The organism is Wenxinia saemankumensis (assembly GCF_900141735.1).
Lineage (GTDB): Bacteria > Pseudomonadota > Alphaproteobacteria > Rhodobacterales > Rhodobacteraceae > Wenxinia > Wenxinia saemankumensis.
In genome coordinates, this window is record NZ_FQYO01000002.1 from 633,945 (window position 1) to 647,962 (window position 14,018).

9 protein-coding genes are annotated in these 14,018 nt (G+C 70.1%); 3 read left to right on the top strand and 6 right to left on the bottom strand.

Features of this window, described 5'->3' with window-relative positions; translation table 11 throughout:
• Positions 1-7: 7 nt before the first annotated feature.
• Positions 8-1,072: an FAD-binding oxidoreductase gene (locus BUE30_RS06875; protein WP_073327366.1), complete on the bottom strand. Its 1,065-nt coding sequence runs from the start codon at positions 1,070-1,072 to the stop codon at positions 8-10.
• An 8-nt stretch (positions 1,073-1,080) separates the two neighbouring features.
• Positions 1,081-2,310: an aromatic ring-hydroxylating oxygenase subunit alpha gene (locus tag BUE30_RS06880; RefSeq protein WP_073327369.1), complete on the bottom strand. Its 1,230-nt coding sequence runs from the start codon at positions 2,308-2,310 to the stop codon at positions 1,081-1,083.
• A gap of 321 nt (positions 2,311-2,631) precedes the next feature.
• On the opposite strand from BUE30_RS06880, the gene BUE30_RS06885 reads away from it, so the two are divergent.
• Positions 2,632-4,671, top strand: a complete 2,040-nt coding sequence (locus BUE30_RS06885; protein ID WP_073327372.1) for an NADH:flavin oxidoreductase — start codon at positions 2,632-2,634, stop codon at positions 4,669-4,671.
• A gap of 13 nt (positions 4,672-4,684) precedes the next feature.
• Here the strand turns inward: BUE30_RS06885 and BUE30_RS06890 are convergent, their stop codons facing one another.
• The 4 genes from BUE30_RS06890 to osmF are packed head-to-tail and all read right to left on the bottom strand — an operon-like array spanning position 4,685 to position 8,449.
• Positions 4,685-5,419, bottom strand: coding sequence for an ABC transporter permease (locus BUE30_RS06890; RefSeq protein WP_170865620.1), 735 nt, complete (start codon positions 5,417-5,419; stop codon positions 4,685-4,687).
• The gene (locus BUE30_RS06895; protein WP_073327375.1) at positions 5,416-6,351 is read right to left on the bottom strand and encodes an ABC transporter ATP-binding protein; all 936 of its coding nucleotides are present in this window, start codon (positions 6,349-6,351) and stop codon (positions 5,416-5,418) included. Before BUE30_RS06895 ends, BUE30_RS06890 begins: the two co-directional genes overlap by 4 nt.
• The gene (locus BUE30_RS06900; RefSeq protein WP_073327377.1) at positions 6,351-7,532 is read right to left on the bottom strand and encodes an ABC transporter permease; all 1,182 of its coding nucleotides are present in this window, start codon (positions 7,530-7,532) and stop codon (positions 6,351-6,353) included. The genes BUE30_RS06895 and BUE30_RS06900 overlap by 1 nt, the downstream gene beginning before the upstream one ends.
• A gap of 11 nt (positions 7,533-7,543) precedes the next feature.
• Positions 7,544-8,449, bottom strand: a complete 906-nt coding sequence (osmF, locus tag BUE30_RS06905) for a glycine betaine ABC transporter substrate-binding protein OsmF (RefSeq protein WP_073327380.1) — start codon at positions 8,447-8,449, stop codon at positions 7,544-7,546.
• Between the two features lie 312 nt (positions 8,450-8,761).
• Between osmF and BUE30_RS06910 the strand changes: the two genes are divergently transcribed.
• Together BUE30_RS06910 and treS are read left to right on the top strand one after the other, a co-directional pair.
• The gene (locus tag BUE30_RS06910; protein WP_073327382.1) at positions 8,762-10,729 is read left to right on the top strand and encodes an alpha-1,4-glucan--maltose-1-phosphate maltosyltransferase; all 1,968 of its coding nucleotides are present in this window, start codon (positions 8,762-8,764) and stop codon (positions 10,727-10,729) included.
• Positions 10,726-14,013 carry a maltose alpha-D-glucosyltransferase gene (gene treS / locus BUE30_RS06915; protein WP_073327385.1) on the top strand — a complete coding sequence of 1,096 codons (3,288 nt, stop codon included), beginning with the start codon at positions 10,726-10,728 and terminating at the stop codon, positions 14,011-14,013. Before BUE30_RS06910 ends, treS begins: the two co-directional genes overlap by 4 nt.
• Positions 14,014-14,018 lie beyond the last annotated feature (5 nt).

Below are 14,018 nucleotides of genomic sequence, written 5' to 3' on the forward strand. Positions count from 1 at the left end.
CGCCCCCTCACGCCTCGATCACGACCCGGCCGAGCGGATTCGAGCAGCAGGCGAGGATGTAGCCCTCGGCGATGTCCTCCTCGGTGATGCCGCCGTTATGGACCATGTGGACCTGCCCCTCGGTCTTGCGGACCTTGCAGGTGCCGCAGACGCCGAAGGTGCAGCCCGAGGGGATGACCAGCCCCGCGCCCCGCGCGGCGGCCAGCAGCGTCTCGGTCTCGGCGCAGCGGATCGTCCGGCCGGAGACCGCGAACTCCACCTCGGCCTGCGCGTCCTCGTCCAGGATCACCCCCTCCGGCACGTCGCCGGTCCGGCCGACCGGGGCCTGGAAGCTCTCCTGGTGGTAGCGGTCCATGTCGTAGCCGAGGCCCGCCAGCGCCTCGCGCACGGCGGTCATGAAGGCCTCGGGCCCGCAGCAGAACACCTCGCGCTCGAGATAGTCGGGCGCGGCGAGGCCCAGCAGCAGCTGGTTGAACCGTCCCCGGTAACCGGTCCAGGGCTGGTACGGGTCGGTCTGGGCGACGACCCAGGCCAGCTCGATCCCCGTGATCCGCGAGGCCATCATCTCCATCCGCTGGCGGAAGAGGATCTCGGACGGGCGGCGGGCGCAGTTGATGAAGACGATGTCGGGATCGCGCCCCGCATCGTACATGTGGGTCACCATCGACACCATCGGCGTGATCCCGGACCCGGCCGAGATGAAGAGGTACTTCCGCGCCGGGTGGTCGAGATGCGAGAAGGTCCCGCCCGGCCCCGTCGCCTTCAGCCGCATGCCCGGCTGCAGGCGGTCCAGCATCCAGCGCGTGCCGATCGAATCCGGCTGCGCCCGGACCGTGATCGTCAGCGAGGTCGGTCGCGAGGGCGAGGAGCTGATCGTGTAGGTCCGGTGCAGCGGCCCGCCCGGCACCGGCAGCTCCAGCGTGATGAACTGGCCGGGGCGGTAGCGGAACAGCGCGCCGGACGGCGCCTGGAAGGTGAAGGTGACGGTGTTCGGCGCCTCGGGCAGGCGCGATACGCATTCCAGCGGCTCGTCGTCGGACCAGAAGGCGAGGGTCGGGGCGATCGCGTTCACGGGATCGTCTACTCCGCCGCGACGGTCTGCGGGGCGACGCGGCGGCGCATGCTCGCCAGGTACCAGTCGACGAACTGCACCACGCCGTCCTCCATCACCGGGCTGTAGGGGCCGGGCGTGTAGGCGGGCGAGTTGATGCCGAGCTGGTTGGCCTCGACGATCTCGCGATCCTCGTCGTTCGTGGCGAGCCAGACCTCGGTCAGGCGATTGAGGTCGTAATCGACGCCCTCGACCGCGTCCCGGTCGACCAGCCAGGTCGTCGTCACCTCGGTCTCGGTCGGCGAGATCGGCATGACGCGGAAGGTCAGCGAGATGTCGGGCAGGAAGTGGTTCCAGGTGCTGGGATAGTGGAACTTCAGCAGTGTGCCGGCATCGGGCAGCGCGACCCGGCCCAGCGGACGACGCGACGCGGGGGCGAGGTCCATCGTGTAGCTCAGCGCCTTGTCCTGCAGCGGCATGCGCGCCAGCCGGTACTGCCCGGCGAAGCCCCCCATGCGGAAGGCGGCGGGCGCGCCGGCCGCCTCGCAGCGGTCGAAATGGGCCTGCAGCTGCGGCGGGACGGACCCGTCCGCCGACACGCCGGCCACCGCGGGGTCGAGCGGGAAGGACCGGCAGAGCGCGGGATGGGTGCCCGCGCAGTGATAGCATTCGCGGTTGTTCTCCCAGACCAGCTTCCAGTTGCCCTTCTCCACGATGGTCGAGGAATGGGCGACCCTGGCCCGGTGCAGGTCGTGGACCTGCAGGTAGGGGAGGGCCATCGCGGCGAAGGCGTCGAAATCGGGCGGATCCTCGGCGAGGCAGATGTAGATCAGCCCGGCGAGGTCGCGCAGCGCGACGGGGCGCAGGTTGTGCTGCGCGGGGTCGAAATCCGGCCCCATGTCGCGGGCCCAGATCAGCCGCCCGTCGAGGTCGTAGGTCCACTGGTGGTAGGGGCAGACCAGCTTGGCCACCTGCCCGCCATCGGCCTTGCACAGGACCGAGCCGCGGTGCCGGCAGGAATTGTGGAAGGCCCGGATCTCGCCGTCGGCGCCGCGCACGATCACCACGTTGTAGGCCCCGACCTGCATCCGCGCATAGGCGCCGGTCTTCGTCAGCTGCGCCGCCGGGATGGCGAAGAGCCAGTCGCGGTAGAAGATCGCCTGCAGGTCGGCCTCGTAGAGGTCGGGGTCCGTATAGAACGGCCGCGCGAGCGAATGGCCGGGCCGGTGGGCGGCGAGGAGACGGGGCAGGTCGGTCATGGGCGGCTCTCGGGCAGGGGGGCGGCACTCGCGCCGACCTTCCGCGCGAAGGGGGCCCCCCGGTCGTCGGATCGCGCCCCTCGCCGCGCCGAAAACGACCTCGGCCCGCCGCCGCCGCGCGGGACCGCCCGTCCCTTATCTTGCCCGAAATACTCCGGGGGTCCGGGGGCGGCGCCCCCGGCCGCCGGGCCGGGCGTGCCGTCCGGGGATCCGGGCGCCCGATCCGGCCGGGGTCGCATTGGCCCGGGAACGGGTCGCCCGGGCCGTTGACGGGGCCGGCTGCCGCGTGGATCGCTGCCCCCGACCCGAAGGGAGACGTCCATGTCCGCCGATCCGCTCCTCCAGCCCTACCGGCTGAAGCATCTCGACCTGAAGAACCGGCTGATGATCACCAGCCACGAGCCGGCCTATCCCGAGGACGGCATGCCCAAGGCGCGTTACCGCGCCTATCATGTCGAACGGGCGAAGGCGGGCGTGGCCCTGACGATGACGGCGGGCTCGGCCAGCGTCTCGCGCGACAGCCCGCCGGTCTTCAACAACGTGCTGGTGTGGCGCGACGAGGTCGTCGGCTGGATGCGGGACCTGACCGACGCGTGCCACGAGCATGGCTGCGCGGTGATGATCCAGCTGACGCATCTCGGCCGGCGCACCCGCTGGGACAAGGCCGACTGGCTGCCCGTCGTCTCGGCCGGACACGCCCGCGAGGTGGCGCACCGCGCCTTTCCCAAGAAGGCCGAGGACTGGGACATCGCCCGCATCATCGCCGATTACGCGGACGCGGCGGAGCGGATGCAGGCGGCCGGCCTCGACGGGATCGAGCTCGAGGCCTACGGTCACCTGATGGAGCAGTTCGTCTCGCCGCTGACGAACGAGCTGGACGGGCCCTACGGCGCGGGCAGCCTCGACACCCGGCTGCGCTTCATGACGGACACGCTGGCCGCGATCCGCGAGCGGGTGGGCGCCGACTTCATCGTCGGCGTGCGCTACGCGGGCGACGAGATGCAGGCCGGCGGCATCGACAAGGCCGAGGGGATGGAGATCTCGCGCCGCCTGCGCGACAGCGGCCATGTCGATTTCCTGAACGTGGTGAAGGGGCATATCGACACCGATCCCGGCCTGACCGACCTCATCCCGGTCCAGGGCATGGCGAGCGCGCCGCATCTCGACTTCGCGGGCGAGATCCGGGCGGCGACGAACTTCCCCACCTTCCACGCGGCCAAGATCCAGGATGTCGCCACCGCGCGCCATGCGATCGCGTCGGGCAAGCTCGACATGGTCGGCATGACCCGCGCCCACATGGCCGATCCCCATATCGTGGCCAAGATCCTCCGCGGCGAGGAGGATCGCATCCGGCCCTGCATCGGCGCCAACTACTGCCTCGACCGGATCTACCAGGGGGGCATGGCGCTCTGCCTGCACAACCCGGCCACGGGGCGCGAGCTGGAGCAGCCGCACGTCATCCCGAAGGCCGTCGAGCGGCGGAAGGTCGTGATCGTCGGCGCGGGCCCCGCGGGGATCGAGGCGGCGCGGGTCTGCGCCGAGCGCGGCCACGAGGTGATCGTCCACGAGGCGGCGGACGCGCCCGGCGGACAGGTCCGCCTGACCGCGCTCACGCCCCGCCGGGCGGAGATGATGCAGCTGATCCAGTGGCGCCAGGCCGAATGCGAGCGGCTGGGCGTCACCTTCCGCTACAATTCCTTCGCCGGGGTCGAGGAGGTCCTGGCCGACGCCCCCGACGTGGTGGTGATCGCGACGGGCGGCCTGCCCCATTCCGAGGTGCTGGAGGAGGGGAACGAGCTCGTCGTCTCGGCCTGGGACATCCTGTCGGGGGATGCGCGGCCGGGGACCGACGTCCTCGTCTACGACGATGCCGGCGACTACGCGGCGCTGCAGGCCGCCGAGGCGCTGGCCGCGACCGGCGCGAAGGTCGAGGTGATGACCCGCGACAGGACCTTCGCGCCCGAGGTGATGGCGATGTCGCTGACCCCCTCGATGCGCGAGCTGCAGAAGCGCGACGTGACCTTCACCGTGACGTGGAAGCTGGACGCCGTTCGCCGCGACGGCAACGCGCTCAGCGCCCTGGTCGGCAGCGATTACGGCGGCGTCCGGCGCGAGCGGCGGGTCGATCAGGTGGTGGTGAATCACGGCACGCGGCCGCTCGACGATCTCTATTTCGAGCTGCGGGAGGGCTCGGCCAATCTCGGCGAGGTCGATTACGGCGCCTTCATCGACGGCCGCGCGCAGGAGGTCGTGCGGAACCCGGACGGGGCCTACCGCCTCTACCGGATCGGCGACGCCGTCGCGGCGCGCAATACCCATGCGGCGATCTACGACGCGCTGCGGCTGTGCAAGGCGGTGTGAGGCGGCGGCGGGCTCAGGACGAGGTCTGGCGCGATAGCCGCTTTTCCAGCTGGACGAGGGCGTCGTAGATCAGCACGGCGAAGAGGCCGACGATCAGCCCGCCCTGCAGGACGTAGGCCGTGTTGCTGGTCAGGAGGCCCGCGATGATGACCTCGCCCAGCGTGCGCGCCGCGACGGTGGAGCCGATCGTCGCGGTGCCGAGCGAGATCACCGCCGAGAGGCGGATGCCGGTCAGCATCACCGGCAGGGCCAGCGGCAGCTCGACCTGCCAGAGGCGCTGCCGGCGGTTCAGGCCCATGCCGCGCGCCGCCTCCATCGTGGCGGGCGGCAGCGAGGTGAGCGCGGCGACCGAATTCTCGAAGATCGGCAGGAGGCCGTAGAGGAACAGCGCCACCAGCGTCGGCCCCGCGCCAAAGCCGAGCGCGGGCACGGCGAGGGCCAGCACCGCGACGGGCGGAAAGGTCTGGCCCATGTTGGTGATCGTGCGCGAGAGCGGCCGGAACGCCGCCCCGGCCGGGCGCGTCACGAGGATCGCCAGCGAGACCGCGATCAGGGTCGCGGCCGCCGTCGCTGCCGCGACGAGGCCGAGATGGCTGAGCGAGAGCGACAGAAGCGAGCTGCGCGCATAGATCACCGGCCCCCCGACGGGGGCGAGCGGGGCGAAGAGCGGCACGAACCAGTCCGGCCGCAGCACCAGCGCCAGCAGCAGCAGGACCAGGGCGGGTCGCAGGAAGGTGCCGATCCTCACTCCGGCAGCTCCGCGCGGGCGCGGATCGCGGCCAGCGTGGCGCGGCCCGGTCCGCCCTCCTCGCGCTGCACCGGCACCGCCTCGCGGCCGGTCCGCAGGCAGGCCGACAGCGCGTCGCGCAGGCTGGCATTCCGGGGCAGGGCCTCGCCTTCGGCCGCGCCGTCCTCGGCCACCTCGGCGGCGGGGATCAGCGACAGCAGGCGCAGCGGCCGGTCCACGTCGCCCACCATGTCGGCGACGAACGGGGTGGCGGGCCGGGCCACGATCTCGGCCGGGGGGGCGTATTGCACCAGCCGGCCGCCATCCATCACCGCGACATGGTCGCCGAGGCGGATCGCCTCCTCCATGTCGTGGGTCACGAGCATGATCGTCGAGCCGAGCGTGCGCTGGATGCGCCGCAGATCGTCCTGCGCGCGGGCCCGGATGATCGGGTCGAGCGCGCCGAAGGGTTCGTCCATCAGCAGCAGGTCGGGCCGCGAGGCCAGCGCGCGCGCCACGCCGACCCGCTGCTGCTGGCCGCCCGACAATTCGGCCGGGTAGCGGTCGCGGAACTCGGCGGGATCGAGCGAGAAGAGGTCCAGCAGCTCGTCCACGCGGGCGCGGATCTTCTCGCGCGGCCAGCCCAGGAGGCGCGGGACCGCCCCGATGTTGCGTCCCACCGTGTGATGGGGGAACAGCCCGTGCCCCTGGATCGCGTAGCCGATCCGGCGCCGCAGCACGTAGGGCTTCACGTCCGTCGTCGTCTCGCCGTTGATCCGGACCTCGCCCGAGGTCGGCTCCTCGAGCCGGTTGATCATCCGCAGGAGCGTCGTCTTGCCCGAGCCGGACGTGCCGACGATCGCGGTGATCGTCCCGCTCTGCGCCGTCAGGGTCACGTCGTCGACCGCGGTTGCGCTGCCGTAGACCTTGGTCAGGTGGTCGATCTCGATCATCAGGCGCTTCCTTGCGCGGGGCTGGCCAGCTCGACGAGGATGTCCATCGCGATGGCCGAGGCCAGGGCGAGCGCCACGGTCGGCAGCGCGCCCAGAAGGATGAGGTCGGTCGCGGTCTGGTTCAGCCCCTGGAAGACGAAGGTCCCGTAGCCGCCGCCGCCGATCAGTCCCGCCACGACGGCGAGGCCGATATTCTGCACCAGCACGATCCGCAGGCCCGTGAGGATGACCGGCAGGCCGAGCGGCATCTCCACCCGCCAGAGGCGCTGGGCCGGGGTCATGCCCATGCCCCGGGCCGCCTCGACCGCGGCGGGTGGCGCGGCGTCGAGGCCGGCGACCGTGTTCCCCACGACCGGCAGCAGCGAGTAGAGGACGAGCGCCAGGAACGCGGGGGCGAAGCCGATCCCCGCGATGCCGATGGCCTGCGCGCCGGGGACCGAGGTGCCGACCCAGGCGAGGATCGGGATCATCAGGCCGAACATCGCTAGCGACGGGATCGTCTGGAGGAAGCTGAGGACGGGCAGGGTGGTGCCGCGCAGGCCCGCTCGGCGGTGGCAGGCGATGCCGAGGGGGAAACCGATCGCCACCGCCACCGCCACCGATCCGAAGGCGAGGCCGAGATGCCGGATCGTGGCATCGGCGAAGGCATCGGCGCGGCTGGAATATTCCTGCATCACCGACAGCCGATCGAGCGCGCCGGACCACAGGATCGCCCCGAGGGCGGCGGCGACGGCCGCCAGCAGCGCCGCCCGCGCGCCGGCACCGGGCGTCCGCTCGGCCAGCGCATCGGCCAGCAGCAGCGACAGGATCACCAGCAGGCACCAGAACCCGGCGGCGGGCGAGACGCGGGCGTAATCACCTGCTCCGTCCAGCAGGGCCGGCGCCCCGCGCACCAGCAGCCAGAGCAGGGCGGACAGGCCGAGCAGCGCCCCCGCCATCCGGGCGAAGGGGCGCCCGGCGGGCACGCCGAGCGCGAGACCCGCGATGAGGGCGGCGAGACCCGGACCCCAGGTCGCGGGGCCGGCCAGGACCCAGACCGCGATGCCGTCTCCCGCGACGATGCGGTTCGCGGCGATGGTCATGAAGGGCATCGCCAGTGCCGCCGCGCCCAGCACCGCAAAGAGCAGGCCGGGCGGATGGAGGCCCGTGAGGGGCCCGGGAACGACCCGGCCGGCCTGCATGGTCCCGGCGATCAGTCCAGGATTCCGGCTTCGGTGAGGTAGTCGCGGGCCACCGCCTCGGCCGGCTCGCCGCCGACCTGGATGCGGCCGTTCAGCTCCTGCAGGGTCTGCATGTCGAGCTCGGCGAAGATCGGGTTCAGCACGTCGGGGATCGAGGGATATTCCTCGAGCACCTCGGCCCGGACGATGGGGGCGGGCTCGTAGACCGGCTGTACGCCCTGGTCGTCCTCCATCACGACGAGGCCGGTCGCGCCGACGCCGCCATCGGTGCCGTAGACCATCGCCGCGTTCACGCCGGACGTGCCGCGCGCCGCCGCCTGGATCGTCGCGGCGGTATCGCCGCCGGACAGGATCACCAGCTGGTCGTCGGCCATCTCGAAGCCGTAGGTCTCCTGCATGGCGGGCAGGACGGCGGGGGAGGAGACGAATTCGGTCGAGGCGGCAAGGGTCACGTCGCCGCCGCCCGCGACCCACTCACCGAAATCGGACATGGTGACGAGGCCGTTCTCCTCGGCGACCGGGCCGGTGACGGCGATCGCCCAGGTGTTGTTCGCCGGCGCGCTGTCGAGCCAGACGATGTCGTTCGCCTCGAGGTCCAGCTCTGCCGCGCGGGCCTGCGCCGCCTCGGCATCCTTCCAGGTGTCGGCCTCGGCCTCGTTGAAGAAGAAGGCCGCGTTGCCCGTGTATTCGGGGTAGATGTCGATCTGGTCGGCGATGATCGCCTCGCGCACGACCTGCGTGCCGCCGAGTTGCAGGCGCCGCTCGACCGGCAGACCCGACTCCTCGAGCGCGAGGGCGATGATGTTGCCCAGCAGGCCGCCTTCGGTGTCGATCTTGGACGAGACGACGATGTCGGCCTGCGCGGCGGTGGCGAGGGTGCCGGCGATCGCGGCGGCGAGGGAAAGGGAGGCTCTCATGGCGTATGGGCTCCTGTTGGGCGTGAACGTGGGGTTCGGATCTTCGGCTCGGGGAGGGATGTAAGGGGGGGTGCCCCTTCGCCAAGGCATTTTCCCCGTTTTCCTCTCCCGGGCGCCCGCAATCGGTTCCCCAGCGTCACCGGCGGGCGCCGTGCCGCGATCCGTGCGCCCTGCCGGCGTCCCCGGGCCCGCGAGGGGCTGCAAGGGGCCGCCGACACGATTCGAGGGGACCGGGGAGGGACCCGATACGGACCCGGCGTGTTATGGATCGAACGCCCCTGCCATCGCGCACCCTGAAAGTCGGGAGACGTCATGAGAGCAGCCAAGAAGAAGACAGCCCCCTCGCGGATCGAAGGCCTCGCCGCCTCGCGTCTCGCGATCGAGAACATCTCGCACGAGATCGACGGCGGCCGCTTCGCCGCCAAGGCGGTGGCCGGCAAGCCGCTGCGCATCGAGGCCGACCTCTACGGCGACGGGCACGAGACCTTCGGCGCCGCGCTCGTCCTGCCGGACGGGACGGAGGCGCCGATGAGCCGCGTCGCCAACGACCGATGGGCGGCCGAGCTGGTCTTCGAGGAGGCGGGGCCGACATCCTTCGGCGTGATCGCCTGGCGCGATCTCTGGCGGACCTGGTCGCGCGACACCGCCAAGAAGCGCGATGCCGGGCAGGACCTGTCGGTCGAACTGCAGGAGGGGCGCCTTCTCCTCGACCGCGTGTCGCCGGGGAAGGGCGACGCGGCGGCGGTCAAGGCGCTGGCGAAGGCGGCCGAGAAGGGCGACATCGACCGCCTGCTGTCCGACGAGGCCGGCGCCCTGATGGCGCGGATCGGGCCGCGGGGCGACCAGACCCGCTATCCCCGCGACATCCCGCTCTGGGTCGACCGCGAGCGGGCCGCGTTCTCCGCCTGGTACGAGCTATTCCCCCGGTCCATGGGCGAGCCGGGGCGGCACGGCACGTTCCGGGACGTGATCGCGCATCTGCCCTATGTGCGCGACCTGGGCTTCGATGTTCTCTATTTCCCGCCGATCCACCCCATCGGGCGCACCAACCGGAAGGGGAAGAACAATTCGCTGACCGCCGGCCCGGACGACGTGGGCTCGCCCTACGCCATCGGCTCGCCCGAGGGCGGAATGGATGCGGTGCATCCCGAACTCGGCACGATGGCGGATTTCGATGCGCTCGTCGCGGCGGCCAGGGAGCACGACCTGGAGATCGCGCTCGACATCGCGCTCAATGCCTCTCCCGACCATCCGTGGATCACCGAGCATCCCGACTGGTTCGAGCGGCGGCCGGACGGCACCATTAAGTATGCCGAGAATCCGCCGAAGAAGTACGAGGATATCGTCAACTTCCGCTACTACCTCGGCAACGGCGAGGCCAATGCCCCCTTCTGGGAGGCGATCCGCGACCTGTTTCTGTTCTGGGCGGATCACGGGGTGAAATGTTTCCGCGTCGACAACCCGCACACAAAGCCATTCCCCTTCTGGGAGTGGATCATCGACGAGGTGCGGGCAAGCCATCCGGACGCGATCTTCCTGTCCGAAGCCTTCACCCGGCCCAAGATCATGAAACGGCTCGCCAAGCTCGGCTTCAACCAGAGCTACACATACTACACCTGGCGCAACACGGCGGGCGAGTTGACGGAGTACCTGACCGAGCTGACGACCGAGGAATGCCGGCTCTACATGCGGCCGAACTTTTTCACCAACACGCCGGACATCAATCCGTACTTCAACCACGACAGCGGGCGTCCGGGCTTCCGCACGCGGGCGATCATGGCCGGCTCGCTCTCGGGGAACTGGGGCATGTATTCTGGGTTCGAGCTGTGCGAGGCGGACTGGCTGCCGCCCAAGGACGAATACCTGAACAGCGAGAAATACGAGCTGAAGCACCGGGACTTCGACAGCCCGGCCAGCATCGCCTCGGACATCCGGCTCATCAACCACATCCGCCGCGACAATCCCGCGATGAAGGACTTCACCAATCTGAAATTCTTCCGCGTGCATGACGAGCGGGTGCTCTATTACGGGCGCTTCGATGCCGAGAGCCGGAACTACCTGCTCTTCCATGTCCTGATCGACCCGCACAGCCCCTCGGAATTCGGCTTCGAGGTGCCGCTCTGGGAGTTCGGCCTGCCCGACGACGCCTCGATCGAGGTGGAGGACGCGATCCACGGGAACAGGTTCACCTGGCACGGCAAGGACCACCGGCTCTCGCTCGATCCGCATCAGCGGCCCTACGCCATTTGGAAACTGCACCCGCCGGGAGGGGCGCGATGACCCTGCAAGACAAGACCATGCTCGCGGCCGATCCGGCGGTGACCCCGCCGGACTGGTACAAGGACGCGATCATCTACCAGATCCACGTCAAGGCCTACCAGGACAGCAACGGCGACGGAATCGGCGATTTCGCCGGCCTGATGCAGCGGCTCGACCACGTGCAGGAACTGGGCGCGACGGCGGTCTGGCTGCTGCCCTTCTATCCCTCGCCGCTGCGCGACGACGGCTACGACATCGGCGAGTACAAGGCGATCAACCCGTCCTACGGCGACATGGACGACTTCCAGGCCTTCGTGGACGAGGCGCACCGCCGGGGCCTGAAGGTCATCACCGAGCTGGTCATCAACCACACCAGCGACCAGCACGAATGGTTCCAGCGCGCGCGCCGCGCCCCGAAGGGCAGCCCCGAACGCGACTTCTACGTCTGGTCGGACGACCCGACCAAGTGGATGGACAAGACGCGCGTCATCTTCAACGACACCCATGACAGCAACTGGTCCTGGGACCCGGTGGCCGAGCAGTTCTACTGGCACCGCTTCTTCGATCACCAGCCGGACCTGAACTTCGACAATCCCGAAGTGCTGAAGGAAGTGCTCGACGTGATGCACTTCTGGCTCGACAAGGGCGTGGACGGCCTTCGGCTCGACGCGATCCCCTACCTGGTGGAACGGGACGGAACCAACAACGAGAACCTGCCCGAGACCCACGAGGTGCTGAAGGCGATCCGCGCCGATCTCGACAGGCACTATACCGGCAAGATGCTTCTGGCCGAGGCCAACCAGTGGCCCGAGGACACGCGCCCCTATTTCGGCGAGGAAGGCGAGGAATGCCACATGGGCTTCCACTTCCCGCTGATGCCACGGATGTACATGGCCGTGGCGCAGGAGGATCGCTACCCGATCACCGACATCATCCGCCAGACCCCCGCGATCCCCGAGCAGTCGCAATGGGCGATCTTCCTGCGCAACCATGACGAGCTGACGCTGGAAATGGTGACGGACCGCGAGCGGGACTACCTGTGGAACTTCTACGCCAGCGACAAGCGGGCGCGGATCAACATGGGGATCCGCCGCCGGCTCGCGCCGCTGCTGCAGAACGACCGGCGCAAGATCGAGCTGCTGAATTCGCTGCTCTTCTCGATGCCGGGCACGCCGGTCGTCTATTACGGCGACGAGATCGGGATGGGCGACAATTACTACCTCGGCGACCGCGACGGGGTGCGCACCCCGATGCAATGGTCCGCCGACCGCAATGCCGGCTTCTCCCGCGCCAATCCGCAGGCGCTCTACCTTCCGACGATCCAGGATCCGGTCCACGGCTACGAGGCGATCAACGTCGAGGCGCAGCTCCATTCGCCCTCGTCCCTGCTGAACTGGATGAAGCGGATGATCGCGGTGCGGCAGCGGCACGACGTCTTCGGCCGCGGCGAGATCGAGATCCTCTATCCCCGCAACCGCAAGGTGCTGGCCTTCCTCCGCCGGAACGAGCGCGAGACGATCCTCTGCGTCGCCAATGTCAGCCGGCAGGCGCAGGCGGCGGAGATCGACCTCTCCGCCTTTGCCGGTAGGGTGCCGATCGAGCTGACGGGGCAATCCCCCTTTCCGCCGGTGGGCGAACTGCCCTACCTGCTGACGCTGCCCGCCTACGGCTTCTACTGGTTCCTGCTCGCCGACGAGGAGGAGGCGCCCGCATGGCATACCCCCTACACCCAGATGCTGCCTGACTTCATCACGCTGACGACCCGCGACGGCAGCCTTGCCTCGGCGCTGGGCGACCGCTCGGCCGCGCAGTTCGAGAGCCAGACCCTGCGGGACTACCTGCCGCTGCAACGCTGGTTCGGTGCCAAGGACAGCCGCATCGACCGGATCGGGCTGCGGCGTCTGGGCGATTTCGGCGACGGCCGGCACATGCTGTCGGTCGTGGACGTCACCGTCGCCGGGTCGGAGCAGAGCTACTTCCTGCCGCTTTCCGCCGTGTGGGGCGAGGACGCCCTGACGCTGGGGCCGCGCCTGCCCGCGACGCTGGCGAAGCTGCGGCGCGCCAATCAGGTCGGCGCGGTGCTCGACGGCGCGGTCGACGAGCACATGGCCCAGGCCATGCTCGCCGCGCTGCGCGAGGGCGCGACCATCGAGGGGCAGGGCGGACGGATCGAGTTCCGCCCGCTTTCCGGCCTTGCCGGCATCCCCGACGAGACGGGCGAGCCGCGCCTTCTCTCGGCGGAGCAGTCGAACGCCTCGATCGCCTTCGGCGACACCGTGATCCTCAAGATCTACCGCCGCCTCAACGCCGGGGTTCAGCCCGACATCGAAGTCGGCCGGTTCCTCACCGAGGAGACGGAGTTCGAGGCGACGCCCGACCTGCTGGGCACGATCGACTGGGTGGCCGAGGACGGGACCGTCACCACGCTCGCCGCCGCGTCCGAGTTCGTCCGCAACCAGGGCGATGCCTGGACCTACGTGACCGAGGCGCTCGACCGCGACATGGAGCGCCTCTCGATGGCCGAGGGCGCCGAGGAGGACGAGCCCGTCATGGGCGGTCCGCTCGATCTCGGGCGGGTTCTGGGGCAGCGCACGGCGCAGATGCACCGCGCCCTCGCGTCGGGCGGGGCCGATAGCGGCTTTGCCGAGGCCCCGATGACCGGCGAGGACCTCGCGGGTCTGATCGACACGGTCGAGGCCGAGCTGTCGGATCAGCTGGACCGGCTCGCCGCTCGCATGGACGGTCTGGACGGCGACGCGCTGGCCCTTGCCCGCGACGTGCTGGACCGGCGCGATGCGCTGGAACGGCGACTCGGATCGCTGCGGGGGCGCAAGCCCTCGGGCGGGCAGAGCCGGATCCACGGCGACTACCATCTCGGCCAGGTCCTCGTCGTGCAGACCGACGTGATGATCATCGACTTCGAGGGCGAGCCCGCCCGTCCGCTGGCCGAGCGGGTCGCCCGCACCTCGCCGCTCCGCGACGTGGCGGGGATGCTGCGCAGCTTCGACTACGCGCTGTGGTCGACGATGCGGCGCCGCGTCGATCTCGGCGCGGATGCCGAGCGCACGATGGCCGGGGTCGAGGATTGGCGGCAGGCGACGCAGACCGCGTTCCTCGACGCCTACCGCGAGACCATGGCCGGCAGCAGCGTCCACCCGGACGACCGCGCCTTCGAGGACGACCTGCTGACGCTCTTCCTCATTCACAAGGCCGCTTACGAGCTCGGCTACGAGCTGGCGATGCGTCCCGACTGGGTCGACATTCCGCTGCGCGGCCTCCTCGCCCTGACCGAAGGGAGCGATTGATCCGC

Bases quoted from the DNA above. Each gene is read 5' to 3' on its own strand.
- BUE30_RS06880 (WP_073327369.1), bottom strand. From the start codon at position 2,310: ATGACCGACCTGCCCCGTCTCCTCGCCGCCCACCGGCCCGGCCATTCG.
- BUE30_RS06885 (WP_073327372.1), top strand. From the start codon at position 2,632: ATGTCCGCCGATCCGCTCCTCCAGCCCTACCGGCTGAAGCATCTCGAC.
- BUE30_RS06895 (WP_073327375.1), bottom strand. From the start codon at position 6,351: ATGATCGAGATCGACCACCTGACCAAGGTCTACGGCAGCGCAACCGCG.
- BUE30_RS06900 (WP_073327377.1), bottom strand. From the start codon at position 7,532: ATGCAGGCCGGCCGGGTCGTTCCCGGGCCCCTCACGGGCCTCCATCCG.
- osmF (WP_073327380.1), bottom strand. From the start codon at position 8,449: ATGAGAGCCTCCCTTTCCCTCGCCGCCGCGATCGCCGGCACCCTCGCC.
- BUE30_RS06910 (WP_073327382.1), top strand. From the start codon at position 8,762: ATGAGAGCAGCCAAGAAGAAGACAGCCCCCTCGCGGATCGAAGGCCTC.
- treS (WP_073327385.1), top strand. From the start codon at position 10,726: ATGACCCTGCAAGACAAGACCATGCTCGCGGCCGATCCGGCGGTGACC.